We start from the raw sequence: 23,943 nt of genomic DNA on the forward strand, positions 1-23,943 counted from the left end.
CGATTTAAGTAGAGTCGCTTACGGAGTGCTGAAAATGAAAGACGACCCGCTGAAACTGGATACCTTCATATGCTTCGCCCTCTATTCGGCGAACCATGCCATGAACCGACTCTACAAGCCCATGCTCGATGAGTTGAACCTCACCTATCCGCAATATCTCGTCATGGTGACGTTGTGGGAGGAGGATGGCCAGACCGTCGGCGGTATCGGCGAAAAGCTATTTCTGGAATCAAGTACGCTGACGCCGCTGCTGAAACGCCTGGAAGCCGCCGGCTTCATTCAGCGCATCCGCAGCAAGGAAGACGAGCGACAGGTGCTGATCCGCCTGACGAGCGAAGGCGTAGCGTTGAAGAAGAAAGCCGCGGGAATTCCCGCCTGCATCCTTGATGCATCGGATACCACGCCGAGCGAGCTGACGCGCTTGAAAGCGGAAGTCATCAAGCTGCGCGAAGCGCTGAGCAAGAACACCGCCTGATCCCTCACCTGATCCTTCAGCCCGTCATCGTTTCTTTTTGGTCTCGTAAGGGTTCTCTGACGAGCGGAAATGGATGCGGATCGGCACGCCCGGCATGGCGAAATCTTCTCGCAGGCCGTTGATCAGATAGCGCACGTAGGATTCCGGCAGTGCATCCGAGCGCGTGCAGGAGATCATGAAAGCCGGCGGACGCGCCTTCACCTGGGTCATGTATTTCAGCTTGATGCGCCGGCCGGAAACTGCCGGTGGCGGATGCTGAACCTGCTGAGTCTCCAGCCAGCGATTGAGCTTGGCGGTGGACACGCGCTTGTTCCAGACCTTGTCGGTATCGACGACAGCTTGCATCAGTCGGTCGAGCCCCTCGCCCGTCTGACCGGAAATCGGAACGGCGCGAATGCCGCGCGCCTGCGGCAGCAGCCGATCGGTTTTTTCGCGCAGGTCGGCAAGCACCGCCTGACGATCCTCGATCATGTCCCACTTGTTGAAGGCAAGCACGGCCGCACGGCCCTCGCGGACGACGAGATCGACGATCTGCAGATCCTGCTTCTCGAAGGGAATGGTGGCGTCGAAGACGATGACCACCGTTTCGGCGAAGCGAATGGCGCGCAACGCATCGGCGACCGAGAGCTTTTCCAGCTTTTCGATTACCTTGGCCTTGCGGCGCATGCCGGCCGTATCGAACATTTTCACGGTACGGCCGCGCCAGCTCCAATCGACCGAGATCGAGTCGCGGGTAATTCCGGCTTCCGGCCCGGTCAGCAGCCGGTCTTCCCCGAGGAAACGATTGATCAGCGTCGACTTGCCGGCATTCGGACGGCCGACGATGGCGACACGCAGCGGCCGCGTGTCGTCATAGGCTGGCTCCTCGTCGATCTCTTCACCGTCCTCGCCAACGGCAGGGCGCGGAATGCTGACATTCGTCTCCGCCTCATCATCCCTCGGCGGAAAGGCGCGCTCATGGCCGAGCGCCTCGACGATGGCATCGCGCAGATCCATCATGCCCTGGCCATGTTCGGCAGAGATCGGGCAAGGCTCGCCAAGGCCGAGCGTGAAAGCATCGTAAAAGCCGCTATCGGAGCCCCGTGCCTCCGACTTGTTGGCGACAAGAACCACGGGACGTCCGCGCTTGCGCAGCATTTCGGCCAGCGCCTTGTCGACATGAGTCAGGCCCATCTTCGCGTCGACGACGAACAGCGTCAAATCGGCTTCGTCGATCGCCGCCTCCGTCTGGGCGCGCATGCGGCCTTCCAGCGTCTCTTCGCCGGCTTCTTCGAGACCGGCGGTGTCGACAATGCGAAAACGAAGATCGATGAGGCGCGCGTCACCGGGACGGCGGTCGCGCGTCACACCCGGCGTATCGTCGACAAGCGCCAGCTTCTTGCCAACCAGGCGGTTGAAAAGTGTGGACTTACCGACATTCGGGCGACCGACGATCGCAACCGTGAAACTCATTTGGTGATTTACCCTTCAGCCTTTCGCGACCGGAGCCTTGCCGGATGCGGTGATGAGGTCGAGCAGCATCTGGGCGCGGTTGCCGACATTGCGCGGGCTCTGGGGATCATCGACGATCGCCTGGAACCATTGACGCGCCTTGGCGAAATCGCCGGCCTTGTAGGCGGCAAGACCCAGCGCGTCACGTGCGGAATGCCGGAAGGCGTTGGCAGGCACGGCCAGTTCCTGGGCCTCGGCGGCAACCTGGTCGTACGTGCCCGTATCGACCAGCAGATAAGCGGCGCGCAGGCGAGCCGCATCGCGAATAACGGCCGGAACGCCGGATTCCTTGCCGATGGCCGAGAAGGCAGCAATCGCGCCGGCCGTATCGCCCTTCTGCGCCTGCAGCGTGGCGGCACGCATGCGCGCCAGCAGCGGATAGGAACCGCTGCCGCTCTTTTCGATGGTAGCCAGCGCCGCCAGCGCATCGTCCGTCTTGTTCTGGTCGGCCAACGTCAGCGCGGCGATGAACTGATCGCCGCTGCTGCCGGCCTGACGACCCGACCAGTAGCGGTAGCCGCTGAAGGCGGCGGTGCCGAGAACGATGAGCACGGCAGCGCCGATGATTAGCCGGCCAAAACGGCGCCATACGAACCGCAACTGGTCCGAACGCAGTTCTTCGTTCACCTCGCGGATGAAGCTATCGTCGTTGAATGCCATTCTCGTCTCCGGCCCAGGCCAAAATATTGCAAAGAGCTTATGGGTAGTGGGGCCTTCTACTCCATTTTGCGGCCGTTGTAAGGGGGAATGGCAGAAATCGTCACATAACGAGCGGCGAAACCCCGATAATCCACTCGTGCAGCTTCCAAATGATCAGTCCCCAGACCACGATACCGATGATGATGGCATAAAGATCGTATTTCGCCGAAACGAAAGGCCGCAGAGAAATCTCGCCCGCGCGTTCGCGCCGCTTCAGCGATATCCGCACGATAACGCCCCAGGCCAGGAAAGCGGCAAACAACAGCATGGCGGCGCCGTCGCCATTGGAAAGCAGATGCGCAAAGGCCCAGATCTTCACCGACAGCACCATGGGATGCTTCGTCCTCACCGCGATATACCCTGCCGGCAGCAGCGAGGCGACGAGACAGATCAGCGCAAAAAGCATCAGCAGGATGGTGATGTGGCTCATCCAGAACGGCGGAGACCAGATCGGGGTCGAATCGCGCGCTTGCCCGAAGCCGTAAATCAACAGAATCAGCGTGAGAATACTGACGATCGAGTAACCGATCCTCCAGCCGGACTCACCGAGGCTCGCGATCATCGAGCGGCGGAAATCGGGTATCACGACGCGGATCAGATGAATGCCGAGAAAAAGAATGATGCCAAGGATAAGCAGTGACATGAGTGAAATCCCGTTCGTGTCTTATGAAGACACCAGTATCGACTATGGCGAAAAATTGCCAGCGGCACCGCAGCTTTGCCGCATTTGAAAGGCAGGGAGACGAGAAAGCCGGGCATGCCCCACTAACCGCAGGTGCGCGAAGCGAAAAGCGTGAAAGGGGTTACGGACGAGCCCACCTCTACAATTTTCACGGTGCCCATGTTTCGTTTTGTGTCTTTCGTCTCCCTTGCCCTTTCCCTTGCCCTGCCGGCGATCGCTGAGGCTCAGGATAAGCCGAAGCAATTGGTGATGATCTCTTTCGACGGCGCACATGACAATGCGCTGTGGACGAAGAGCCGCGAAATCGCCTCACGCAATGGCGCGCATTTCACCTATTTCCTGTCCTGCACCTTCCTGATGAACCATGATCAGGCCAGGGTCTATCAGGCGCCGGGACAGAAAGTTGGCAAATCCAACGTCGGCTTCGCCAAGAGCGACGACGACGTGCGCACGCGCATCGCCAATATCTGGGGCGCGCATCTGGAAGGCCATGACATTTCGAGCCATGCCTGCGGCCATTTCGACGGCAAGTCATGGACATCGACAGACTGGCAGCAGGAATTCATGAGCGCGCGCATGGCGCTCCGGGACGCATGGAAGAACGTCGGCGAAGCCGACAAGGAGCCTACAGGCTGGCAGGAATTTGCAACGAGAGACGTCAAAGGCTTCCGCGCGCCCTATCTTTCAACCAGCGACGGCCTGGTGCCGGCCGAAAAAGCCATGGGTTTCGAGTATGACGCCAGCCTGGTGACCAAGGGCCCGACATTACCGCAGCTGGTCGACGGCATCTATCGCTTCGGCCTGCCGCTGATCCCCGAGGGTCCCGACCACCATCCGGTGATCGGCATGGATTATAATTTGTATGTCCACCATTCCAAGGGCGTCGAAGACAAGGCCGATTCCAAGTCCTTCGAAGACCGCACCTTCGATGCGTTCGAAGCCGCCTTTGCCAAACAATATGACGGCGACCGCATCCCGCTGCAGCTCGGCTTCCATTTCGTCGAAATGAACGACGGCGCCTACTGGCGAGCGCTTGACCGCTTCGTCAGCGACGTCTGCCACAAGGACGGCGTCGCCTGCGTCAGCTACTCCCAGGCGATCCCATTGATCGCGGCACGGGGCAAGCAGCAACAGGGGTAAGGAGCGGCTGGGCGCAGCCCGAGCAATCAACCCAGTGGGTCGATTGCAGCGACGGATGCCTAAGCCAAAGCGAAGGGCCGGCGGTGCGGCGAACGGAGGCCTCGGTTAGCCCTCAAGCCCAACACCTCACTTCCCGGCCATTGTCATCATTGAAAAGGTCCCGTTTCCGGGGCCTTACTTTGTTTCATCAGCCGTCAGCATGGACGACGGAAGGATCTCGTTCCAGGTAATGCTGATCGATCTTCGGCAACGGCTCATCATCGATCGCCGCTTCGAAGGCTTTGAGGCGCTTGTGGATCGACAGGAGCTCGATGATCGTCGTCCAGGAATTAACGAGATATTGGAAGGAATTGCTGACCTGGCCGAAGGCGGTCGCGATCTGCTGATATATGCCGTAGGTGATCGCGCCGGCGACAAAGGTCGGAACCAGCATGAATAATACGAACATCGAGTCAGCCTGCAGATAGAAATAGCGGGCGACGTTGAAATAGACGTAGTGGAAGTAAATGCGGTAATAGTTCCGCCTCACATTCGCGAAGAGCTCTCTGACGGTTGCCGGCTGCGCACGCTCGCCATTATCTTCGCCGTAGACAAGCTCCTTGCGGTAAGCTGCTTCCACACGCTGATTCTTGAAATTCAGGCCGGGCAGCTTGATGCCGGCAACCGCCAGCAACACCGTGCCGAAAGCCGACCAGAACAGCGCCAGCCAAAAGAGCGAATGGGAAATCTTGCCGATGATCGGCAGTTCGGTGACATAGCTCGAAAGCGCAAGCAAAATCGGTAGAAACACGATCAGCGTCATCACCGAGTTGATCAGGCTGATACCCAAGCCTTCCAGGGTGCTGGAAAAGCGCATCGTATCTTCCTGCACACGCTGCGAAGCGCCTTCGATGTGACGCAGCTTTTCCCATTTCGACATGTAGAAGCTGTTCATCGCCGTACGCCAGCGGAAGATATAATGGCTGGTATAGAAGTCCGTCAGGATGGAGACGAACATGCTGAGGAAGGCGATCTGCGCGAAGATTATCATCAACGTGTAGAAACTCTCCACCGTCACACCAGGCTGTTTCGTGAGCGCAGCCTGCAGGAGGTCACCGAAAGGACGGCGGAAGTTGTTGACGACGACAGAGACTTGGACACCGAAATAGGTAACCAGAATGATCAGTGCCGAGCCCCAGATCGACCAGAGCTTCCAAGGATGATTCCAGGCTTTGATGTGCCACGCCCCACAGAAAATCGCGGTGCATAAAAAGAAAAACCCGTAGAACCAGAGATTCCCCCACAACACGAAATAGCTGAGGTCATAGGGCTCCTGCCCTTCCGCGGGCATGACGAAACCGAGATGTGTTCCCAAATCGGAGAGATACGCATACCACGCCGCTATGCAGATAATCGTCCAGACCACCATCGAGGTGAAGAACAGCTTTGGCTGGGGGAAGAAAGAGTGAAACACGGGAGGTAAGCTTTCTTGATTGGGTCAGCGACCGCAATGACGTTTATTCGCGGCGAACCTAAGGCAGTTCGCTGGAGGCGGCAACCGGCTAGGGCTTATTCTTACATAGATGTAATCGCTTATCCCATGATCGTGATGCGATTGTTCAGCCGCGGTTTCCCGCTTTAGGAAGGCCAAGCTGTCGCCGTTCCGAGATCCGGCAACCCCTTCACAGCAAAAATCCCGCGCCCTCTTGCAAAATTCTATCTTACGATATATATCTTACGACATGACGAACGATATAAACTCTCACCATCAAAAGGAGAATTATTATGAGAGGCTTTAGAGATCGCATGTGCGGCGATAGCTTTGACACCGTCGAGGAGTATATCCTACGACATCGCGAAAGCCGTGATTCACACGGGAGGCACAGGAGAGACTTCATGAGAGGCTTCAAAGGCGGCATGTTCGGCGGCGGTTTTCGCACCGGCCGGAAATTCGATGCCGCCGATCTGCAGCTCATCATTCTCGCCCTGCTTTCCGAGCAGCCGCGGCATGGCTATGAACTGATCAAGACCCTGGAAGAGCGCTCCGGCGGCTTTTATGTGCCGAGCCCGGGCGTCATCTACCCCGCCCTGACCTACCTCGAAGAAACGGGCCTGGCCGAAGTCGAGGCGAGCGGCACGAAGAAACTCTACCGCATCACTGAAAGCGGTCAGAAGCGCGTCGAGGAAAACCAGGCACTGGTCGAGGCGACGCTGGCCAAGCTTAGCGCGATCGGCGAGAAGATGGCGCATGTCAGGCGCGTCTTTGGCGGCGAAGACGCCGGCGACGATGAAGGCCGTGACAGCCCGTTCGGTCGCGATGCCGGCGATGTTCATCTCGCCCGCCAGCTTCTGCGCTCGGCGCTGCGCTCGAAATATCCATGGAGCAAGGCTGAAGGCGCACGCATTGCCGCAATTCTCGAACGCGCCGCTGCCGATATCATTCGCGGCGAGACGAAGGGGGAAGACTGAAGCAATTCTAGAAAAAGTGCGTAGCGGTTTTTCGTCCGGAATTGTGAAAGAACAAAAAGACAGAGTGGTTCTGCGAAAGCTGAACCGCTCTGAGTCGCTTAATTGTCCGCCAAGGTCAGGATCATCGGCCCGTTGCGGGTAGCGACGACGGTATGCTCGAACTGAACCGTGGGCGCGCGGGGATCGGCATAGAGCGTCCAGGCATCATCGCCGCCCTCTGCCCAGCTAGCGCCGAGCGACAGGAACGGCTCGACGGTGAAGACGAGACCGTCCTCCATGATGCGGGTCTCGTCGGGATCGGCCCAGGTGGACACTTCCGCCGGCTCTTCATGCAGCGAACGGCCGATGCCATGGCTCGCAAGATTGGCGATCAGCGTATAACGGTTCTTCTGGGCAAAGGCGCCGACGGCGTGGCCGATCTTCGAGAAAGGCGCGCCGCTGCGCACCTGGTTCAATCCGACCCAGAGCGCCCGCTTGCCGTCGCGGCAAAGACGCTCGATCTTTGGCTTGACGGGCGGCACGGCAAAGGACGAACCGGTATCGGAGAAGAAACCATCCTTTTCCGCAGAAACGTCGAGATTGACGAGATCGCCGGCCTGTATCACCCGCGGACCGGGAATGCCGTGCGCCACTTCCTCATTGACGCTGATGCAGGTGGCGCCGGGAAATTTGTAAACAAGTTCAGGCGCCGAACGGGCGCCGGCATCGTCCAGCACCTTGCGGCCAATATTGTCCAGTTCCAGCGTGGTGATGCCCGGCTCCAACGCCGCCGCCATCGCCTGTATGGCGTTGGCGCAGATGCGGCCGATCTCTTTCAGCTTGGTCAGTTCGTCGTCGTTCGAGATGATCATCCACGGCTTCCGGCTGGCGTGCGTCTGTTGAGGCGGGCACTCAAGCCGTCGCTTTCGCCCCTTCGCTTTCTCCAGTCAATGCCTTTCTGACAAGCGGCGCGACTTTCGTGCCGTAAAGCTCGATGCCGCGCATGATCTGCTCATGCGGCATCGTGCCGATTGCCATTTGCAGCAGGAATCGGTCGTTCTTGAACAGCTTGTGGTGAGCGACAATCTTCTCCGCCACCACTTCAGGATCACCGGCGAAGAGCGCACCGTGCGGCCCGCGCGATTGGTCGAAATGCGCCCGGCTCGTCGGTCCCCAGCCGCGCTCGCGGCCAATCCGGTTCATCACCTCGGCCTGCGGGCCATAGAACTCATCGGCGGCGGCCTCTGTCGTATCGGCAACGAAACCGTGAACATTGATGCTGGTCTTCAGCTTGGCTGCATCCTGTCCGGCGCGGCGCGCCGCCTCGCGGTAAAGATCAATAAGGGGGGCAAACCGGCGCGGCTCGCCGCCGATGATGGCGAGCGCCATCGGCAGGCCAAGAGCACCGGCACGCGCGACCGATTGCGGCGTGCCGCCGACTGCGACCCAGATCGGCAACGGGTCCTGCAGCGGTCGGGGATAGACTCCTCGCCCATGGATCGGCGCGCGAAGTTCGCCCGTCCAATTCACCTGCTCGCTCTCGCGGATCACCAATAGCAGGTCGAGCTTTTCCTCGAAAAGCTGGTCGTAATCTTCGAGATTGTAGCCGAAGAGCGGAAAGGACTCGATGAACGAGCCTCGCCCCGCCATGATCTCGGCGCGGCCATTGGAAATGAGGTCGAGGGTTGCGAACTGCTGGAATACGCGCACCGGATCGTCCGAGCTCAGCACGGTCACGGCACTGGTCAACCGGATATTATTCGTCTTTGCCGCAGCCGCCGCAAGGGCGACGGCCGGAGCCGATGCTGCATAATCCGGCCGGTGATGCTCTCCGAGCCCGAACACATCGAGACCGACCTGATCGGCCAGCTCGATCTCCTCAATCAAATTCTTCAGACGACGCGCCGCCTCCGCACCCTTGTTGAGAGCAGGATCGGGATCGACGTCGGCGAAGGTATAGAGACCAAGTTCCATGATAAAAATCCATCCGTTGTTGACGGACGAAATAGGAAGACGAGGCTGATACCGCAAATAGGAATTGTCGAACGGTTTGTTCGAGAATGTTGATACGCAAGAACTAGGAACCCTCAACCCACGGATTGATGAGATTGATATCTAGTCCCTGAAAATCGCGGACATTGCGAGTGAGGAGCGTAAAACGATGAACAGCAGCCGTCGATCCGATAAATGCGTCACGCCAAGGCCTGGGATTGGGGACGAATGTAGCCGCACAATGCATGGCTACGGCCTCGTCGACTGACAATATGCGCCCATGCAGAGCGGCTTTCATTTTATCGGACCAATCCCGTAGAATTTTGGCCTGTACGGGATTTCGCCGCTCAAGCAGCAATATACCGTTTTCAATTTCAAAAAGCGTGATGACGGACGTATAAAGAATGTCCAGCGCGATAGTGTCGAACCACCGCGCAAAAACCTTATCGGCTTTTCCATTGCCGAGCTTTCTCAGCTCCGAAATAACATTCGTGTCCAATAGATACATTATGAGAAATCAGCCGGCTTGAAACCGAAATCGCCGTCCAGGTTTGGGATTTCTAAATCGATCTCGTCTGCCCCAGGAGAATAAAAAGCCTCAGCGACCGTCGGTCCCTTTTTCGCCAATTTCAGATACTCATCCATGCTGAGCAGAACATGCGAAGGCTTGCCGCGATCCGTGATAAAAACCGGGCCTTCCGAAGCCGCACGTTTAGCGCCGCTCGTATCTTGATTGAACTCTCGACTGCTCATAACCGTCATTGCGCGAACTCCGCTTGTAGAGAAGTTACTACATAAACAAATATAAGCAATTCGAATCCCAATTCAACAGCTTGCCCGGCGCTTCGGAATCAAGCTCAGAAGCATTTGATGTCGAACATCAAAGACGCGGATCGTCCGACAGCAACGCCCAGCGTTCGTGATCGCACCAGACGCCGCCGATCCTCAGATATTTGGGTGAAAATCCTTCCTTGCGGAAGCCGAGCCTTTGCACCAAGGCGATGGAGGCATGGTTCGCAGGTTGGATATTGGCCTCGAGCCGATGCAGGCCAATATCGTCGAAACCGTGGGCGACTGCCAGACGCAATGCCTCGGTCATGAAACCGCGGCCGGCAAAGCCCACCATGCCGTGATAGCCGAGAAAGGCGCTGCGGAAACCGCCCCATACCATCTGGCTGATATTGACCACCCCGATAATCCCGCCCGAACCGGCATCGCGCGCGACGAAGCCGATATTGGATCCCGTCACGGTCTGCCCGAACCAGGCATCGAAGCCCTCCCGATCCAAAAAAGGGTAAGCCCATGGCGCATGATAAGCCCGGCTTGCGACGTTCGCCGCGATCAGTTCGTCAGCGTCGGATTGCCGGACTGATGCGATGGTGACTTCCGGCATGGCGCGCTCCACGAACAGATGTGGCAGCGAGGCATAGCAAATCGAATCCGAATTCAACAGCTTCAACGCAGGAACGGAATCATTTTGCGAACCTCTTCATAGCGAAGATAAAGTCCGCCCCAGGCGATGACGCCGAGATAGAAACCGAACAGCAGATGCGAGAACACTGGGCTGCCGGCCCGTAAATGCGTCGCCATTGCTCCACCGAGCAGGCCGGTGAGGAGGATCGCCCCTAGAACGGATGTCCGCGGAATAGCATAGAGAACAGCGCAAAGAAGGGTGATAGCGCCAAGCAGCCGCGCCAATGCCGGATCGGCGGAATAGCCGAGCGCCGCCATGGTTTCCGTGACCACAGGCAAAGGAATGAGCTTGATAACGCCGTCGAAAAGCAGAAAGGCCACGATCAGGCCGCTGAGGATCGTGCCGGCCACACGCTGCATTCGCGAACTTGATGGTGATTCCATTGCATAGAACATTGCTGTATCCCCCGGAATTAAATCAGGAATTCAGATCTTCGCTGCCAACGCTGCGAGTTGATCGGTGCACTGACCCCATCCCTCGTAAAAACCCATCTTCTCATGCGCCTCGCGATCTTCCGCCGTCCAGTGCAGGACCGTTGCGGTATAGCGCGTCTTGCCATTGCCGAGATCGTCGAGCTGAATGGTGCCCACCATGAAGGGTTTGGCCGATGGTACCCAGGCGCTGGTGAAAGCGTCCGTAAACACGATCCGCTCGTTCGGAACGACCTCGAGATAGACGCCGACATTCGGGTAATCCTCGCCCTCCGGACTGCGCATGGTGACGGAGCTCGTGCCGCCGGCGCGAACGTCCAGTTCGGCCGCCGAAATCGTCCAGGGCAGCGGCGCAAACCATCGCTTCACAAGCTCCGCTTGCGTCCAGCAGCGAAAAATCTTCTCGCGCGGCGCATCAATGATGCGGCTAAGCGAAAGCTCATGGCGTGCATTCTGTTCGGTCATGACGTGTTCCTTTCCTTCCTCTGAAAGGCCTCATCGGCCTATATCTCAAAGACGCTGACAGAAGCCTCTTCCCGACATGGAAGAGCGGGGTTTTCGATTATTTGGCGATTGCCGGAGCCGCCGCACTCAGCCGATCGAGCTGATGGCGGATGTGGGCGGCTTCGGCGGGCGAATGGGCAAGCGCAATTGCACGATCGAAGGCAACGTGCGCCTCACCCGGCCGGCCCAATTGCGCAAGCAGAGCGCCCTGAAGCCCGTGAAAATAGAAATAACCGTCCAGTTTATCCGTCAGCGGCTCGACCAAGGCCAGCGCCTCCTCCGCCCCCCTAAGCTTGGCAACCGCGACAGCGCGGTTCAGCGTGACGACGGGCGACGGATGCAGCCGCTCCAGCGTTTGATAGAGGAGATCGATCTCAGCCCAGTCGGTGTCCTCCGCTCGCTTGGCGCGCGAATGCAGCGCGGCAATGGCGGCCTGAAGCTGATAGGGGCCGGGTCGACGATGGCGGATGGCCTTGTCGAGCAAAGCCAGCGCCTCGTCGATCAATTTGCGGTTCCAGAGCGATCGGTCCTGATCCTCCAGCAGGATGATCTGGCCATCCGAATCGAAACGGGCCGCGTTCCGCGATTGCTGCAGCAGCATCAGCGCCAGCAGACCCATGATCTCGGGTTCTGCCGGAAAGATGCGCAGCAACAGTCGCCCCAATCGGATCGCCTCATCGGCAAAGGCGGCCGCTTCGCGGCCAGGTCCGTCGGCGGAATAACCCTCGTTGTAGATCAGATAGATCATGGCGCTGACGAGCGCCACGCGCTCGGCTCGCTCGACCGCACCCGGCGTCTCGAAAGGTACGCCGGCGGCTGCAACACGCGCCTTGGCGCGGGTGATGCGCTGCTCCATCGCGCTTTCGCTGACGAGGAAGGCACGAGCGATTTGCACCACCGACAGGCCGGAGACGACGCGCAGCGCCAGCGCGATCTGCTGCGTCGCCGGCAGGTCGGGATGACAGCAGATGAACAGCAGCCGCAGAATATCGTCGCGATAGTTGGAGCCGTCGAGCCGCTCGGCAAGATCGCTTTCGGCGTCGCTGGTATCGGAGATCACCTCCTCGTCCGGCAAGGCTTGCGTCTTCGATTGTTTTCGTACCGCATCGATGCCGCTGTTGCGGCCAACGAAGATCAGCCAGGCAACGGGATCGCGCGGCGGCCCCTTATCCGGCCATGTCTTCAATGCTCTGAGACAAGCCTCCTGAAACGCCTCCTCGGCAATATCGAGATTACGGAAATATCGCAGCAGCGCGCCGAGCACCTGCGGCCTGGCATTGGTGAACGCGATATCGATCCAGGCGAGGTCCGTCATGTTGCGATCGTCCCCGGCCTAAAGGCATAAAGCGGGCGGATTTCATAGGAACCGGCACCGGGATTGGCGATGGCTAATTTTTTTGAAAATTCAATTACTTCATCTAGCGTCTCAAAGTCGATGACGTAGAAACCGAGCAATTGCTCCTTCGTTTCCGCGAAGGGTCCATCAATGACGAGCGGCTCGTTCTTGCCCTTGCGCAACGTCGTTGCCGCCGTTGTCGGCATTAGTCTGGCGACCGGGCCGAGCTTGCCAGCTTCGTGGAGCGGCGCCTGCACCGCTAACAGCCGGTCCATCGTCGCTTGCTCCTCCTCTTTGGACCAGGCAAACACGGTATCTTCGTCGTTGTAGCATAGGATCGCGTAGAGCATGAGGACCTCCTTCTCATGTAAGACGAGCGAGTATCGCCCGCGCCGACAAGCCGCGTCAAAAAATTATCGCAGCAGAAAGCTATGCGTTACCACGCCGGACCATCAGCGTCCCCGCTTTGCGGGCGAAACAAAACGGATTTTATCGCCCGGCCGGAGCGGCGGCGGCGTCAGAATGCGATCCATTTCAGTGCGATCAGGTGATTCCATGCCAGGATTTTGACATGGAACGAAGCCGGGCGTTAGCCTTGGCTGGCACGTTTAGATAGCCGCCTCGATTGCGACCGGAATTCCCCTCTTCAGCGAATTGCTGACCATGCACCGCGCCTTGGCTTCATCGATCACTGGCTGCGGATCGGAACCGTCAAGCGTTTCACAGGACACTGTCATGACCGCGGCTTTGGTAAAGGACAGATCGCTCTCGAGTTCCACCCGCACGGAGATCGTGATCCTGCTCAAACCGACGCCCATCTCGGTCGCGACGTAATGCAGGTCGTTGCAGAAACATCCGCCGATCGCCAATCCCAGCAATTGGGCGCCGTTGAAGCCGAGCCCCTGCCCGCCGGCACGGCCTGGCGGGCGGTCGACGACAAGGGTGTGGCCGCCGGCCCAGCCCAACGCCGCCTGCGTATCCTCCACATTGCGCAATTCAACAGTCACGGACACCATGGTTGATCTCCTCATTCGCCGGAACGACGAATGATTGCGCGATCAACGCAGCGATGGAGTCAAGTGAGTAGCTCCTTTGGCGGCCGGCCGCGCAGCATTCGCGGGGGCCTGTGCCTCCCGCCGGGCCGACGCCTTGCCCTGCCACAAAGGCAAGCCGATGGATTCCGATACGGTTGGATCCGCCGTAAAGACGGGATAACCCTTCTCCATCAGCCGCAGCAGAATTTCCCTGTCCTTTTGGATATGCAGCCGCGCCAGATTTTCCTGGTTGTAGATGTGACCGCCGGAAGCCGGATTGATGCCGGTAATGATCACAGCCGTCGCGCCGTTATAGAGCGCAAAAAGCACAGCGTTGATGCCGTTCGAACATTTGTCGTCTGCACCCAATTCGCTACATTTTACGCCGCCGATCTGGTCGAGCAACGCCATGCGCTTATAGCGATCGACGAGCTCAAGATCGTCATATTGGTAGTTGAAGGCGGTCAGCCCATTCTCCAGCCGCTCGCGGCCTTTTCGCCAGAGCAGAATGTAAAGCTTCTTCGTCCGTTCGCCATTGAGGACGCGGCGCACTTCGACAGCGTTCGTGTTCGTCCCCTCGATCTGGTTGAATTGGACGAAGGTGACATCCGGTACCTTGATGCCCCATGCCTTTGTGACGACCTGAGAGCCGTTGATGGTGATGACCTTGAAGGTTTCGTCGAAATCCGCAGGCTTGTGCGACACGGGCGCTGATCCAACCACGAGAACGGGTCCGGAAAATGGCTCGGCGAGCGTCGGAGGCTTCGGCCGGCAAAGCCAATATTTGACGCTGCGATAAACGTGTCTCTTCAATTCCGTAAGATTAGCAGCCATGCCCCGCCTTGATATCCCCGAAAGGCGTTCATCGGAAAACAGTCGAATCCAGCCTCATTCGCGGGGCGCACTATCGCTGTTTCAAGCTACATTAGGAAAATAAAAATATCTTACAGAATCAAACCTTAGGTGATCCAACGCCCGCTTCCCCCACGTTCAGCCCGCACTCAATGTGCGCGCCACCGCATTCTTCCATCCCTTGAGCTTCGCGCTTCGCGTCTTCTCGTCCATATCGGGCTCGAAGCGCCGGTCGCAAGCCCAAGCCTTGGCAAAGCTCTTGCGGTCCGGCCAGACACCAGCGCGGCTGCCGGCAAGCCAGGCGGCACCAAGTGCGGTGGTTTCTAGGATCATTGGACGGTCGACAGGGGCATCGAGCAGGTCGGCGAGGCGCTGCATCGTCCAGTCGGAAGCGACCATGCCGCCGTCGACGCGCAGCACCGTTTCCCGGCCGCTGCCGTTACGCCAATCCTTGTGCATGGCATCCAGAAGGTCGCGCGACTGATAGCAGACCGCCTCCAGCGCAGCGCGGACGATTTCTTCCGGGCCGGTATTGCGCGTCAGCCCGAAGATCGCACCGCGCGCATCCGGATCCCAATGCGGCGCACCGAGACCGGTGAAGGCTGGCACCAGATAAACCTCCTGCATCGGATCGGCCTTTTCCGCCAACCCGTCGGAATCGGAGGCGCGCTTGATCGCCTTCAGTCCGTCGCGCAGCCACTGCACGGCCGCACCGGCAATGAAGATCGAGCCTTCCAGCGCATAGGTCGTCTCGCCATTCAGCCGATAGGCGATGGTGGTCAGCAGGCGGTTTTTCGAACGCACCATGTCCCTGCCGGTGTTGAGCAATGCGAAGCAACCGGTGCCGTAGGTGGATTTCATCATGCCGCGCTCGAAACAAGCTTGTCCGATGGTCGCCGCCTGCTGGTCGCCGGCAACGCCGAGGATAGGGATCGCCGCCCCGAAGATCGACGGATCGGTGATCCCGAAATCGGCCGCGCAGTCCTTCACCTCCGGCAGCATCGCAGCAGGTACGCGCAGGATCTCCAGCAGATCCTCGTCCCATTCATTGCTGCCGATATTGTACATCAGCGTCCGCGAGGCGTTGGTCGCATCGGTGACAAAACTCTTGCCGCCGGTCAGCCGCCAGATGAGGAAAGTGTCGATGGTGCCGAAGCAAAGCTCGCCCTTGGCGGCACGCGTTCGGGCGCCCTTCACATTGGCGAGCATCCACGAAAGCTTGGTGCCAGAAAAATAAGGGTCGAGCAGCAGACCGGTGTGGCGGGTGAAGAGCTTTTCCAGATCCTGCCGCTTCAGCTTCTCGCAATAGCTTGCGGTACGGCGGTCTTGCCAGACGATGGCATTGTGGATCGGTTTGCCGGTCGCGCGGTCCCACACCACGACCGTTTCGCGCTGGTTGGTTATGCCGAGAGCGGCTATGTCCTTTGCAGTGATGCCCGCGGCCTCGATCGCCTTTTTGACGGTCGAAACGACGGAAGCCCAGATTTCCTCCGGATCATGCTCGACCCAACCGGGTTGCGGATAGTGCTGCGTAAACTCCTTCTGGTCGACGCCGGCAATCTTCATGTCGCCGTCGAAAACGATAGCCCGCGTCGACGTCGTTCCCTGGTCGATCGCCAAGACATAACCGCTCATGCACTCCTCCCGGATTATTCTGTCCCAAAACAACAGATACGGCAGCAAAACGAATGTGAAAAGAAAGCAAAACGAAATTTTTGTCGAAAACTCTTATTCCTGCTCGCGAATATATGAGGCGAACTATCGCAAAAGAGTCTCGCCGCGATGCGATTGCCATATCCGCCGGTTTGAGACTAACCTCAGAGCCGCTATTGCGTTGCAACAACAGCCGCGCCGTCCAGGGAGAAAATCATGGCAAGAACAGTCGTTGTCACCGGTTCTACGAGCGGTATCGGCCTCGCCATCGCGACCGCCTTTGCCGCGAAGGGTGAAAACATCGTCCTCAACGGCTTCGGCAAGCCCGAAGAAATCGATGCCATCAGAAATACGCTCGAAGCCTCCGGCGGCGGCAAGGTGATCTATCATCCAGCAGACATGACCAAGCCCGCAGAAATCGCCGACCTGATCGCCACCGCCAATTCGACCTTCGGCGGCGTCGACGTCCTCGTCAACAATGCCGGCATCCAGCACGTCGAGAAGATCGAGGACTTTCCGATCGAGAAGTGGGACCAGATCATTGCCATCAACCTGTCGAGCTCGTTCCATACGATGCGCGCTGCCATTCCGCTGATGAAGGCGAAGAAATATGGCCGCATCATCAATATCGCCTCGGCCCACGCCCTCGTCGCTTCACCCTTTAAATCCGCCTATGTGGCGGCAAAACATGGTATTCTAGGCTTGACCAAGACTGCGGCACTGGAGCTCGCCGAATTCGGCGTCACCGTCAACGCCATTTGCCCCGGCTATGTCCTGACCCCGCTTGTCGAGAAGCAGATCCCGGATACGGCCAAGGCGCGCGGCATGACCGAAGAGCAGGTCAAGAACGAGGTCATCCTCAAGGCGCAGCCGACGCATGAATTCGTCAAGGCCGAAGAAATTGCGGCATTGTCGATCTATCTTGCCAGCGACGAGGCGCGCCAGGTAACCGGCACGCAAGTCTCGATTGACGGTGGCTGGACTGCGGCATAACCATAGACGGTCGAGCATGATCTCAAAAAATCGCGAAGCGGTTCTTACATGAGATCATGCTCAACCGAACAAAGGGAACGAGATGATGGTTCGAAAAGAAACTATCTCGTTCCAAGGCACGGACGGGCAATATCCCTGACCGGCCTGGAAAGACCAAAAATAATTGGGAACGACATGAACGACAGCATCCGCTTTATCCTCAACGGCGAGGATATTTCACTTTCCAGCCTGCGCCCGATCGAGACGCTCCTCGACTTTCTGCGTCTCAACCGCCATCTGACCGGCACGAAAGAAGGATGCGCCGAGGGCGATTGCGGCGCCTGCACCGTGCTGGTCGGCCGGCTGATCGATGGCGGATTACATTACGAGTCGGTCAATGCCTGTATCCGTTTTGTCGGATCGCTGCATGCCACCCATGTTGTCACCGTCGAACATCTCGCCGCCAAGGACGGCACGCTGCATCCGGTGCAGCAGGCAATGGTCGACTGTCATGGCTCGCAATGCGGTTTCTGCACGCCGGGTTTCGTCATGTCGCTTTACGGCCTGTGGCTCGCGACCGAAAAGCCGAGCCGGGCGCAGATCGAAAAAGCCCTGCAAGGCAATCTCTGTCGCTGCACCGGTTACGAACCGATCGTCAAGGCGGCCGAACAGGTCAGCCAGGTGCGTCCGAGTGCTCTGTTCGATCCTCTTGAAAAGACCAGAGCCGACATCATCGCCCGCCTGTGGGCCATGCAGGGCGGCGATACCATCACCATTGCCTCCGGCGAAGATCGCCTGATCGTGCCGGGCTCGGTTGCAGCCCTTGCGCAGGTATTGGCCAACGAGCCGAAGGCAACCGTCGTTGCCGGCTCCACCGATGTCGGCCTCTGGATCACCAAGCAAATGCGCAAGCTCGACCCCGTCGTCTTCATCAACCATCTGACCGAGCTGCAGAAGATCACCCTGGACGATACGGGACTCACCATCGGCGCAGGCGTTACTTACAGCCAGGCGTTTGCAGCCATGGTCGAAAAGATCCCGGCAGTCGCCAGCCTGATCAACCGCATCGGCGGCGAACAGGTGCGCAACATGGGCACGATCGGCGGCAACATCGCCAACGGATCTCCCATCGGCGACATGCCGCCACCGCTGATCGCGCTTGGCGCGACGGTGAAACTGCGCTCGGTTGCCGGCACCCGCACACTGCCGCTGGAAGACTTCTTCATCGATTACGGCAAGCAGGACCGCAATCCCGGCGAATTCGTCGAAAGCATTTTCGTGCCCTACCCCGCCGAAGACATTCATTTCGCCGTCTACAAAATCTCCAAACGCCGGGATGAGGATATTTCGGCGCTATGCGGCGCTTTCCATCTGGCGCTGGATGCGGCCGGCAACGTCGTCGATATCCGCATCGCCTTTGGCGGCATGGCCGGCACACCGAAGCGCGCCCGCACGGTGGAAGCCGAACTGATCGGCAAGCCCTGGACGGAAGCAACGGTCACCGCCGCCCGCTCGGCCTTCGATGCCGATTACACGCCGCTCACCGACTGGCGCGCCACCGCCGAATACCGGCAATTGACCGCCAAGAACCTGCTCATCCGCTTTTATCTTGAAACGTCCGGTGCGCCGCAGGAATTGAAGCGCTTCGAGGTGCCCGCATGATGGCCACTTGTGGATTTATTGATAAGACAGGCCTCCTGCTTTTCCCGAATGCGCGGGACGACGGGGGGTGCGTCCATCCCCTTCTCCCCCACGGGGAGAAGGTGGCCGACAGGTCGGATGAGGGGGCTGAGGAGCATAGCGACGAACATCCCGCGTACATGCGAAGCATATTGGATAGGCCGGCAACGCCCCCTCAACCGGCGCTGCGCGCCACCTTCTCCCCGCTGGGGAGAAGGGAAACCGCGGAGGCTTGAACCATGGACAAATCCACCTTCGAAGAACGCAAAGTTATCAACGGCTCGATGCATGGTTCGCTGAAGCACGACTCGGCGCACAAGCATGTAACGGGGGCTGCCGATTATATTGATGACCTGCCGGAGCCGGCGGGCCTGTTGCATGGTGCCCTCGGCCTTTCCGACCGCGCCCATGCGGAGATTGCCGGCATCGACCTCTCCGCCGTGAAGGCCTATCCAGGCGTCGTCTGGGTCTTCACCGCCAAGGATATTCCCGGCCTCAACGATACTAGCTCCAACGGCATGCATGACGAGCCGCTGCTCGCCGACGCCAAGGTGGAGTTTCACGGCCAGCCGATCTTTGCCGTGATCGCAGAGACCCGCGATGCGGCCCGCCGCGCCGCACGCCTTGCCAAGATAGACTATCGCGACCTGCCCCATTGGAGCGACATCGATGGCGCGCTCGCCAATGGCGCACCGTTGGTCTACGAGCCGATGACACTGAAGCGTGGCGAGCCGGAAACCGAGATGGCCAATGCCAAGCACCGCATCAAGGCGCAGATGCGCATCGGCGGCCAGGAGCACTTCTATCTCGAAAGCCATATCGCCATGGCGATCCCCGGCGAAGACGACGAAGTTGCCGTCTGGTCGTCCACCCAGCATCCGAGCGAGATCCAGCATATCGTCGGCCATGTGCTCAACATTCCGTCCAATGCCGTCACTGTCAATGTGCGTCGCATGGGCGGCGGCTTCGGCGGCAAGGAGACACAGGGCAACCAGTTCGCCGCACTCGCCGCCGTCGCCGCCAAGAAGCTCGGCCGTGCCATTAAATTCCGGCCCGACCGCGACGAGGACATGGCCGCCACCGGAAAGCGCCACGACTTCCTGGTCGATTACGAAATCGGCTTCGACGATGACGGCCGCATCCATGCCGTCGATGCGACGTACGCCGCCCGTTGCGGCTTCTCCTCCGACCTCTCCGGTCCGGTCACCGACCGCGCATTGTTCCATGCGGATTCGAGCTATTTCTATCCACATGTCCATCTCGTCTCGAAACCGCTGAAGACACACACGGTTTCCAACACCGCCTTCCGCGGCTTCGGCGGCCCGCAAGGCATGGTTGGCGGTGAGCGGTTCATCGAAGAGATCGCCTATGCGCTGGGCAAGGACCCGCTGGAGGTTCGCCGTGCGAATTTCTACGGCCAGCCGGGCTCCGGCCGCACGCTGACGCCCTATCATCAGGAGGTGGAGGACAACATCATCCACCGCATCGTCGACGAGTTGGAAGAGGCCTCCGACTACCAGGCACGGCGCAGCGCTATCATGGAATTCAACCGCTCCAGCCGCTTCATCCGCAAGGGCATTGCGCTGACGCCGGTGAAATTCGGCATCTCCTTCACCATGACCGCCTTCAATCAGGCGGGTGCGCTGGTGCACATCTACCAGGACGGCTCCATCCACCTGAACCATGGCGGCACAGAGATGGGCCAGGGTCTCTATACCAAGGTGGCGCAGGTGCTTGCCGATAGTTTCCAGGTGGATATCGACCGGGTGAAGATCACGGCCACCACCACCGGCAAGGTCCCGAACACGTCGGCGACCGCAGCCTCCTCCGGCTCCGATCTCAACGGCATGGCGGCATTCGACGCCGCCCGGCAAATCAAGGAGCGGCTGATCGCCTTCGCTGTCGAGAAATGGAGCGTCGCGGCCGAAGAGATACAATTCCTGCCGAACAGGGTGCGGGTCGGCGAGATGGAGATTGCCTTCCCGGATTTCATCAGGCAGGCCTATTTCGCCCGCGTGCAGCTTTCCGCCGCCGGCTTCTACAAGACGCCGAAAATCCATTGGGATCGCAAGGCCGGCCGCGGTACGCCATTCTATTATTTCTCCTATGGCGCCGCCTGCTCTGAAGTGTCGATCGATACGCTGACCGGCGAATATCTGGTCGACCGCACCGATATCCTTCATGACGTCGGCCGTTCGCTGAATCCGGCGATCGATATCGGTCAGGTCGAAGGCGCCTTCGTGCAGGGCATGGGGTGGCTGACCACCGAAGAGCTTTGGTGGGACAACAAGGGACGGCTGCGCACGCATGCGCCTTCGACCTACAAAATTCCGCTCGCCTCCGACCGGCCGAAGATCTTCAAGGTCCGCCTTGCCGAATGGTCCGAAAATGCCGAAGCCACGATCGGCCGCTCCAAAGCCGTCGGAGAGCCGCCCTTCATGCTCAGCATCTCGGTCCTCGAGGCCTTGTCCATGGCCGTCGCAAGCGTCGCGGACTACCGCGTCTGCCCCCGGCTCGACGCGCCGGCAACGCCGGAACGGGTGCTGATGGCAGTCGAGCGGCTGAAGGGGATGTGACATGGCGGTCCGCGAAGTGCTTTCCGGTGTCATACCCAGGAGCGACTTCCGCCCATTTCTCGCGACACGCCCCTCCTCTATCCTCATCGAGATTGTCGGAACACAAGGTTCTACGCCACGCGAGGCTGGGGCCTTCATGCTCGTTTCCGAAAATGCCATCTGGGGCACGATCGGCGGCGGGCAGCTCGAATTTTTGGCGATCCAGAATGCCCGCGAATTGCTGACAGGCAAGGGCGTTGATATGATGGACATACCGCTTGGGCCGGAGATCGGCCAATGCTGCGGCGGTCGCACGCAACTGCGCTTCCAGAAGATGACGGCGCAATTGCTGGAAGAACTCGAAGCCAAACGGGCGACCGAAGCAGAACATCGACCGGAGACCTATCTCTTCGGCGCAGGGCATGTCGGGCATGCGCTGGCCGCCGCGCTCGCGCCCCTGCCGCTTTCCGTGACGGTGATCGAGACCCGGAGGGAAGAATTGGCAAACCTGCCGGCGGAGACGAAGACCGTGCTTTCGCCGATGCCGGAGGCGCTGGTGCGGGATATTCCAGCCGGCTCGGCCATTGTCATCCTGACCCATGATCACGCCCTGGATTTCCTCATCGCCAAGGAAGCACTGGCTCGCGCCGATCTCGCCTATGTCGGCATGATCGGCTCGGCGACCAAGCGCGCCACCTTTTCCCATTGGCTGACCCGCGAGGGCGGCGACAAGGCCTCGCTCGAGCGACTGACGCTGCCGATCGGCGGCGCCACAGTGAAGGACAAGCGCCCGGAAGTCATCGCTGCGATGACAACGTCCGAGCTGCTGATGGCCTTCGCGGCCTACGCCAGCCGATCATCCTCATAGTGCGGCTCGCGCCCATCCAGAAATCCCAGATCGCGCTTAAGCCGGTCGGGCATCTCATCCAGATCCAGATGGGGCGAAGGTTCCGTGCCCCCCATGAAGACCTGCGCCAATGTTTCCAACAAACGGGCCACGGCTGACGGCCTCGTATTCATCTGCTCGACGGCATAGCAATCCATGACAATACCTCAATCCAATCGATGATATGGATTGCAGTTTGCCGCCGAAAATGCTGAATTTCCAATCGAACAACCGTCTGCATACATAAAGAGAACTTATCCATGAAGCTCTCGAAACAATTTCCGCTGAATGCGCTGCGCGTCTTCGAGGCCGCTGCCCGGCATGGCAGTTTCACACGCGCAGGCGACGAGCTCGGCATGACGCAGACAGCCGTCAGTTATCAGATCAAGCTTCTGGAGGAGAATGTCGGCGAGCCGCTGTTTCTACGCCGCGCGCGTCAGATCGCGTTGACCGACGCCGGCGAGCGGTTGGCACCGAAAGTGGCTGAAGCTTTTAGCATGCTGCAGGACGCAGTGGCGTCGGTAAGCGGCGATGCCGAAACCACGCTTCTTATTCACTCGACACCGACCTTCGCCTCACAATGGCTTGCTCGCCATCTGGGCTCATTTCAATTGCGGCACCCGAATATAGCGGTACGGCTTGCCACATCAGACAAGATCATTGATTTCTCCCGCGAGCCGTCCGACATCGCCATTCGCAGTGGCCGGGGAACTTGGCCGGGGCTGCGCGCGCATCTTTTGATGAAAGTGAACTTCACGCCGATGTTGAGCCCGGCGCTTGCCGCCAGCATCGGCGGCGTCCATACGCCGGCCGATCTTCTCAAACTTCGGATCATCGATGCCGGCGACCCCTGGTGGCTACAATGGTTCGAAGCGGCTGGCGTTCCAGATCCTGGCCTGCAGGGCCGACCGAAAAGCAGACTTGGGGCACAATCTTTCGAGGCAAGCGCAGCCATTGCCGGACAGGGCGTCGCCGTACTGACCCCCGAATTCTATGCCGACGACATAGCTGCCGGCCGGCTTATCCAGCCCTTCGATATCCTCTGCAATGATGGCTCGAATTATTGGTTGGCCTATCCCGAAAGCAGACGTCACACGCCCAGAATCCGTGCTTTCCGGCATTGGATACTCGGCGAGTTCGGCATGCCGCTGGAGTGAACACCAGCTAATAGGACATATCCGGCGCGTAGAAGCAGCGCGGCGTGTTCTCGTCCGGAAACAGACAGAGATGATAGGCTCCGTCCGGCGAACGCATCGTCTTGCGCTGCGGCAGCGTGAAGATATGGGCGTGCGTCACATAGCGATGATCGCCGGGATAGAGCGTAATCCGATAGCCGCCCGGGATAACGGTCACCGTGCGCGAGGGGATCATCTCGCAATCGCCGGTCTTGCTGTCGCCGTTGCAACAATAAGGATCGTAGGACCAGCCGGAGGGCGCATCGTGCGCCATGGCGGAAGTTGCAAAGAGGAATAGTGCAAACGCCAGTATACCACGCATGGGCAAATCTCCGACGATGCGGCGAACCAGGGGCTCCGCTGCCCATTTATCGCCGACGGCGCTTAAAAAAGCGTCCGATTTTGATCTATGGCGAAGTTCACGCTCGGCAAGAGCGGCAGTATATCGGTCACGGAAGTGTGTGATAATACGAAAAATAGTCCCT

26 protein-coding genes are annotated in these 23,943 nt (G+C 59.3%); 8 read left to right on the plus strand and 18 right to left on the minus strand.

Annotation, left to right across the window (positions count from 1 at the left end; genetic code table 11):
* The first annotated feature begins 34 nt into the window (after positions 1-34).
* Positions 35-475 carry a MarR family winged helix-turn-helix transcriptional regulator gene (locus K290_RS0109750; RefSeq protein WP_028751745.1) on the plus strand — a complete coding sequence of 147 codons (441 nt, stop codon included), beginning with the start codon at positions 35-37 and terminating at the stop codon, positions 473-475.
* A 24-nt stretch (positions 476-499) separates the two neighbouring features.
* On the opposite strand, the gene der is transcribed toward K290_RS0109750, so the two are convergent.
* From der to K290_RS0109765, 3 genes are all read right to left on the minus strand, one after another.
* Positions 500-1,927 (minus strand): ribosome biogenesis GTPase Der, encoded by a 1,428-nt coding sequence (der, locus tag K290_RS0109755; protein WP_028751746.1) that lies wholly within the window; start codon positions 1,925-1,927, stop codon positions 500-502.
* A gap of 15 nt (positions 1,928-1,942) precedes the next feature.
* Positions 1,943-2,626, minus strand: a complete 684-nt coding sequence (locus tag K290_RS0109760) for a tetratricopeptide repeat protein (protein ID WP_028751747.1) — start codon at positions 2,624-2,626, stop codon at positions 1,943-1,945.
* 100 nt (positions 2,627-2,726) lie between these two features.
* On the minus strand, positions 2,727-3,308 hold the full coding sequence (locus tag K290_RS0109765; protein ID WP_028751748.1) for an NnrU family protein: 582 nt from the start codon (positions 3,306-3,308) through the stop codon (positions 2,727-2,729).
* A gap of 198 nt (positions 3,309-3,506) precedes the next feature.
* On the opposite strand from K290_RS0109765, the gene K290_RS0109770 reads away from it, so the two are divergent.
* On the plus strand, positions 3,507-4,487 hold the full coding sequence (locus tag K290_RS0109770) for a polysaccharide deacetylase family protein (protein WP_028751749.1): 981 nt from the start codon (positions 3,507-3,509) through the stop codon (positions 4,485-4,487).
* 187 nt (positions 4,488-4,674) lie between these two features.
* Here the strand turns inward: K290_RS0109770 and sbmA are convergent, their stop codons facing one another.
* Positions 4,675-5,940 (minus strand): peptide antibiotic transporter SbmA, encoded by a 1,266-nt coding sequence (gene sbmA / locus K290_RS0109775; protein ID WP_028751750.1) that lies wholly within the window; start codon positions 5,938-5,940, stop codon positions 4,675-4,677.
* A 422-nt stretch (positions 5,941-6,362) separates the two neighbouring features.
* On the opposite strand from sbmA, the gene K290_RS0109780 reads away from it, so the two are divergent.
* The gene (locus K290_RS0109780; RefSeq protein WP_028751751.1) at positions 6,363-6,935 is read left to right on the plus strand and encodes a PadR family transcriptional regulator; all 573 of its coding nucleotides are present in this window, start codon (positions 6,363-6,365) and stop codon (positions 6,933-6,935) included.
* 98 nt (positions 6,936-7,033) lie between these two features.
* On the opposite strand, the gene map is transcribed toward K290_RS0109780, so the two are convergent.
* The 12 genes from map to glpK form a co-directional block, all read right to left on the minus strand.
* Complete coding sequence (gene map, locus K290_RS0109785) at positions 7,034-7,786, minus strand: type I methionyl aminopeptidase (protein ID WP_028751752.1); 753 nt, start codon at positions 7,784-7,786, stop codon at positions 7,034-7,036.
* A 40-nt stretch (positions 7,787-7,826) separates the two neighbouring features.
* Positions 7,827-8,888, minus strand: a complete 1,062-nt coding sequence (locus K290_RS0109790) for an LLM class flavin-dependent oxidoreductase (protein ID WP_028751753.1) — start codon at positions 8,886-8,888, stop codon at positions 7,827-7,829.
* Between the two features lie 103 nt (positions 8,889-8,991).
* Positions 8,992-9,414 carry a type II toxin-antitoxin system VapC family toxin gene (locus K290_RS0109795; protein WP_028751754.1) on the minus strand — a complete coding sequence of 141 codons (423 nt, stop codon included), beginning with the start codon at positions 9,412-9,414 and terminating at the stop codon, positions 8,992-8,994.
* Positions 9,414-9,668, minus strand: a complete 255-nt coding sequence (locus K290_RS0109800) for a type II toxin-antitoxin system prevent-host-death family antitoxin (RefSeq protein WP_028751755.1) — start codon at positions 9,666-9,668, stop codon at positions 9,414-9,416. The genes K290_RS0109795 and K290_RS0109800 overlap by 1 nt, the downstream gene beginning before the upstream one ends.
* Before the next feature lie 118 nt (positions 9,669-9,786).
* The gene (locus K290_RS0109805; RefSeq protein ID WP_028751756.1) at positions 9,787-10,299 is read right to left on the minus strand and encodes a GNAT family N-acetyltransferase; all 513 of its coding nucleotides are present in this window, start codon (positions 10,297-10,299) and stop codon (positions 9,787-9,789) included.
* 62 nt (positions 10,300-10,361) lie between these two features.
* Positions 10,362-10,775, minus strand: a complete 414-nt coding sequence (locus K290_RS0109810) for a DoxX family protein (protein ID WP_028751757.1) — start codon at positions 10,773-10,775, stop codon at positions 10,362-10,364.
* A gap of 30 nt (positions 10,776-10,805) precedes the next feature.
* A complete protein-coding gene (locus tag K290_RS0109815; protein ID WP_028751758.1) occupies positions 10,806-11,276 on the minus strand; it encodes an SRPBCC family protein in 471 nt (156 codons plus the stop codon).
* A 97-nt stretch (positions 11,277-11,373) separates the two neighbouring features.
* Positions 11,374-12,630: an RNA polymerase sigma factor gene (locus tag K290_RS0109820; protein WP_028751759.1), complete on the minus strand. Its 1,257-nt coding sequence runs from the start codon at positions 12,628-12,630 to the stop codon at positions 11,374-11,376.
* The gene (locus tag K290_RS0109825; protein ID WP_028751760.1) at positions 12,627-13,001 is read right to left on the minus strand and encodes a YciI family protein; all 375 of its coding nucleotides are present in this window, start codon (positions 12,999-13,001) and stop codon (positions 12,627-12,629) included. Before K290_RS0109825 ends, K290_RS0109820 begins: the two co-directional genes overlap by 4 nt.
* Positions 13,002-13,259: 258 nt before the next feature.
* On the minus strand, positions 13,260-13,667 hold the full coding sequence (locus K290_RS0109830; RefSeq protein ID WP_028751761.1) for an OsmC family protein: 408 nt from the start codon (positions 13,665-13,667) through the stop codon (positions 13,260-13,262).
* A 42-nt stretch (positions 13,668-13,709) separates the two neighbouring features.
* Positions 13,710-14,519 (minus strand): hypothetical protein, encoded by an 810-nt coding sequence (locus K290_RS0109835; protein WP_028751762.1) that lies wholly within the window; start codon positions 14,517-14,519, stop codon positions 13,710-13,712.
* Positions 14,520-14,675: 156 nt separating this feature from the next.
* A complete protein-coding gene (glpK, locus tag K290_RS0109840; protein ID WP_028751763.1) occupies positions 14,676-16,172 on the minus strand; it encodes a glycerol kinase GlpK in 1,497 nt (498 codons plus the stop codon).
* Between the two features lie 234 nt (positions 16,173-16,406).
* Between glpK and K290_RS0109845 the strand changes: the two genes are divergently transcribed.
* The 4 genes from K290_RS0109845 to xdhC all read left to right on the plus strand — a co-directional run bounded on the left by K290_RS0109845 (position 16,407) and on the right by xdhC (position 22,265).
* Positions 16,407-17,183 carry a 3-hydroxybutyrate dehydrogenase gene (locus tag K290_RS0109845; RefSeq protein WP_028751764.1) on the plus strand — a complete coding sequence of 259 codons (777 nt, stop codon included), beginning with the start codon at positions 16,407-16,409 and terminating at the stop codon, positions 17,181-17,183.
* A gap of 174 nt (positions 17,184-17,357) precedes the next feature.
* Positions 17,358-18,824, plus strand: a complete 1,467-nt coding sequence (xdhA, locus tag K290_RS0109850; RefSeq protein ID WP_028751765.1) for a xanthine dehydrogenase small subunit — start codon at positions 17,358-17,360, stop codon at positions 18,822-18,824.
* Positions 18,825-19,081: 257 nt separating this feature from the next.
* Positions 19,082-21,418, plus strand: coding sequence for a xanthine dehydrogenase molybdopterin binding subunit (gene xdhB, locus K290_RS0109860; RefSeq protein WP_028751767.1), 2,337 nt, complete (start codon positions 19,082-19,084; stop codon positions 21,416-21,418).
* Between the two features lies 1 nt (position 21,419).
* Positions 21,420-22,265, plus strand: a complete 846-nt coding sequence (xdhC, locus tag K290_RS0109865; RefSeq protein WP_051263981.1) for a xanthine dehydrogenase accessory protein XdhC — start codon at positions 21,420-21,422, stop codon at positions 22,263-22,265.
* On the opposite strand, the gene K290_RS0109870 is transcribed toward xdhC, so the two are convergent.
* Positions 22,241-22,441 carry a hypothetical protein gene (locus K290_RS0109870; RefSeq protein WP_028751769.1) on the minus strand — a complete coding sequence of 67 codons (201 nt, stop codon included), beginning with the start codon at positions 22,439-22,441 and terminating at the stop codon, positions 22,241-22,243. The genes xdhC and K290_RS0109870 overlap by 25 nt on opposite strands.
* A 102-nt stretch (positions 22,442-22,543) precedes the next feature.
* Between K290_RS0109870 and K290_RS0109875 the strand changes: the two genes are divergently transcribed.
* Positions 22,544-23,440: a LysR substrate-binding domain-containing protein gene (locus tag K290_RS0109875; RefSeq protein WP_037135186.1), complete on the plus strand. Its 897-nt coding sequence runs from the start codon at positions 22,544-22,546 to the stop codon at positions 23,438-23,440.
* Between the two features lie 7 nt (positions 23,441-23,447).
* Here the strand turns inward: K290_RS0109875 and K290_RS0109880 are convergent, their stop codons facing one another.
* Positions 23,448-23,780, minus strand: coding sequence for a hypothetical protein (locus K290_RS0109880; protein ID WP_028751771.1), 333 nt, complete (start codon positions 23,778-23,780; stop codon positions 23,448-23,450).
* Positions 23,781-23,943: the final 163 nt, after the last annotated feature.

It is taken from the genome of Rhizobium leucaenae USDA 9039 (genome assembly GCF_000426285.1).
GTDB classification, from domain to species: Bacteria; Pseudomonadota; Alphaproteobacteria; order Rhizobiales; family Rhizobiaceae; genus Rhizobium; species Rhizobium leucaenae.

Coding starts and splice junctions, on each gene's coding strand:
- K290_RS0109750 (WP_028751745.1), top strand. CDS start 35: ATGAAAGACGACCCGCTGAAACTGGATACCTTCATATGCTTCGCCCTC.
- der (WP_028751746.1), bottom strand. CDS start 1,927: ATGAGTTTCACGGTTGCGATCGTCGGTCGCCCGAATGTCGGTAAGTCC.
- K290_RS0109760 (WP_028751747.1), bottom strand. CDS start 2,626: ATGGCATTCAACGACGATAGCTTCATCCGCGAGGTGAACGAAGAACTG.
- K290_RS0109765 (WP_028751748.1), bottom strand. CDS start 3,308: ATGTCACTGCTTATCCTTGGCATCATTCTTTTTCTCGGCATTCATCTG.
- K290_RS0109770 (WP_028751749.1), top strand. CDS start 3,507: ATGTTTCGTTTTGTGTCTTTCGTCTCCCTTGCCCTTTCCCTTGCCCTG.
- K290_RS0109780 (WP_028751751.1), top strand. CDS start 6,363: ATGAGAGGCTTCAAAGGCGGCATGTTCGGCGGCGGTTTTCGCACCGGC.
- map (WP_028751752.1), bottom strand. CDS start 7,786: ATGATCATCTCGAACGACGACGAACTGACCAAGCTGAAAGAGATCGGC.
- K290_RS0109790 (WP_028751753.1), bottom strand. CDS start 8,888: ATGGAACTTGGTCTCTATACCTTCGCCGACGTCGATCCCGATCCTGCT.
- K290_RS0109795 (WP_028751754.1), bottom strand. CDS start 9,414: ATGTATCTATTGGACACGAATGTTATTTCGGAGCTGAGAAAGCTCGGC.
- K290_RS0109800 (WP_028751755.1), bottom strand. CDS start 9,668: ATGACGGTTATGAGCAGTCGAGAGTTCAATCAAGATACGAGCGGCGCT.
- K290_RS0109805 (WP_028751756.1), bottom strand. CDS start 10,299: ATGCCGGAAGTCACCATCGCATCAGTCCGGCAATCCGACGCTGACGAA.
- K290_RS0109810 (WP_028751757.1), bottom strand. CDS start 10,775: ATGTTCTATGCAATGGAATCACCATCAAGTTCGCGAATGCAGCGTGTG.
- K290_RS0109815 (WP_028751758.1), bottom strand. CDS start 11,276: ATGACCGAACAGAATGCACGCCATGAGCTTTCGCTTAGCCGCATCATT.
- K290_RS0109820 (WP_028751759.1), bottom strand. CDS start 12,630: ATGACGGACCTCGCCTGGATCGATATCGCGTTCACCAATGCCAGGCCG.
- K290_RS0109825 (WP_028751760.1), bottom strand. CDS start 13,001: ATGCTCTACGCGATCCTATGCTACAACGACGAAGATACCGTGTTTGCC.
- K290_RS0109830 (WP_028751761.1), bottom strand. CDS start 13,667: ATGGTGTCCGTGACTGTTGAATTGCGCAATGTGGAGGATACGCAGGCG.
- K290_RS0109835 (WP_028751762.1), bottom strand. CDS start 14,519: ATGGCTGCTAATCTTACGGAATTGAAGAGACACGTTTATCGCAGCGTC.
- glpK (WP_028751763.1), bottom strand. CDS start 16,172: ATGAGCGGTTATGTCTTGGCGATCGACCAGGGAACGACGTCGACGCGG.
- K290_RS0109845 (WP_028751764.1), top strand. CDS start 16,407: ATGGCAAGAACAGTCGTTGTCACCGGTTCTACGAGCGGTATCGGCCTC.
- xdhA (WP_028751765.1), top strand. CDS start 17,358: ATGAACGACAGCATCCGCTTTATCCTCAACGGCGAGGATATTTCACTT.
- xdhB (WP_028751767.1), top strand. CDS start 19,082: ATGGACAAATCCACCTTCGAAGAACGCAAAGTTATCAACGGCTCGATG.
- xdhC (WP_051263981.1), top strand. CDS start 21,420: ATGGCGGTCCGCGAAGTGCTTTCCGGTGTCATACCCAGGAGCGACTTC.
- K290_RS0109870 (WP_028751769.1), bottom strand. CDS start 22,441: ATGGATTGCTATGCCGTCGAGCAGATGAATACGAGGCCGTCAGCCGTG.
- K290_RS0109875 (WP_037135186.1), top strand. CDS start 22,544: ATGAAGCTCTCGAAACAATTTCCGCTGAATGCGCTGCGCGTCTTCGAG.
- K290_RS0109880 (WP_028751771.1), bottom strand. CDS start 23,780: ATGCGTGGTATACTGGCGTTTGCACTATTCCTCTTTGCAACTTCCGCC.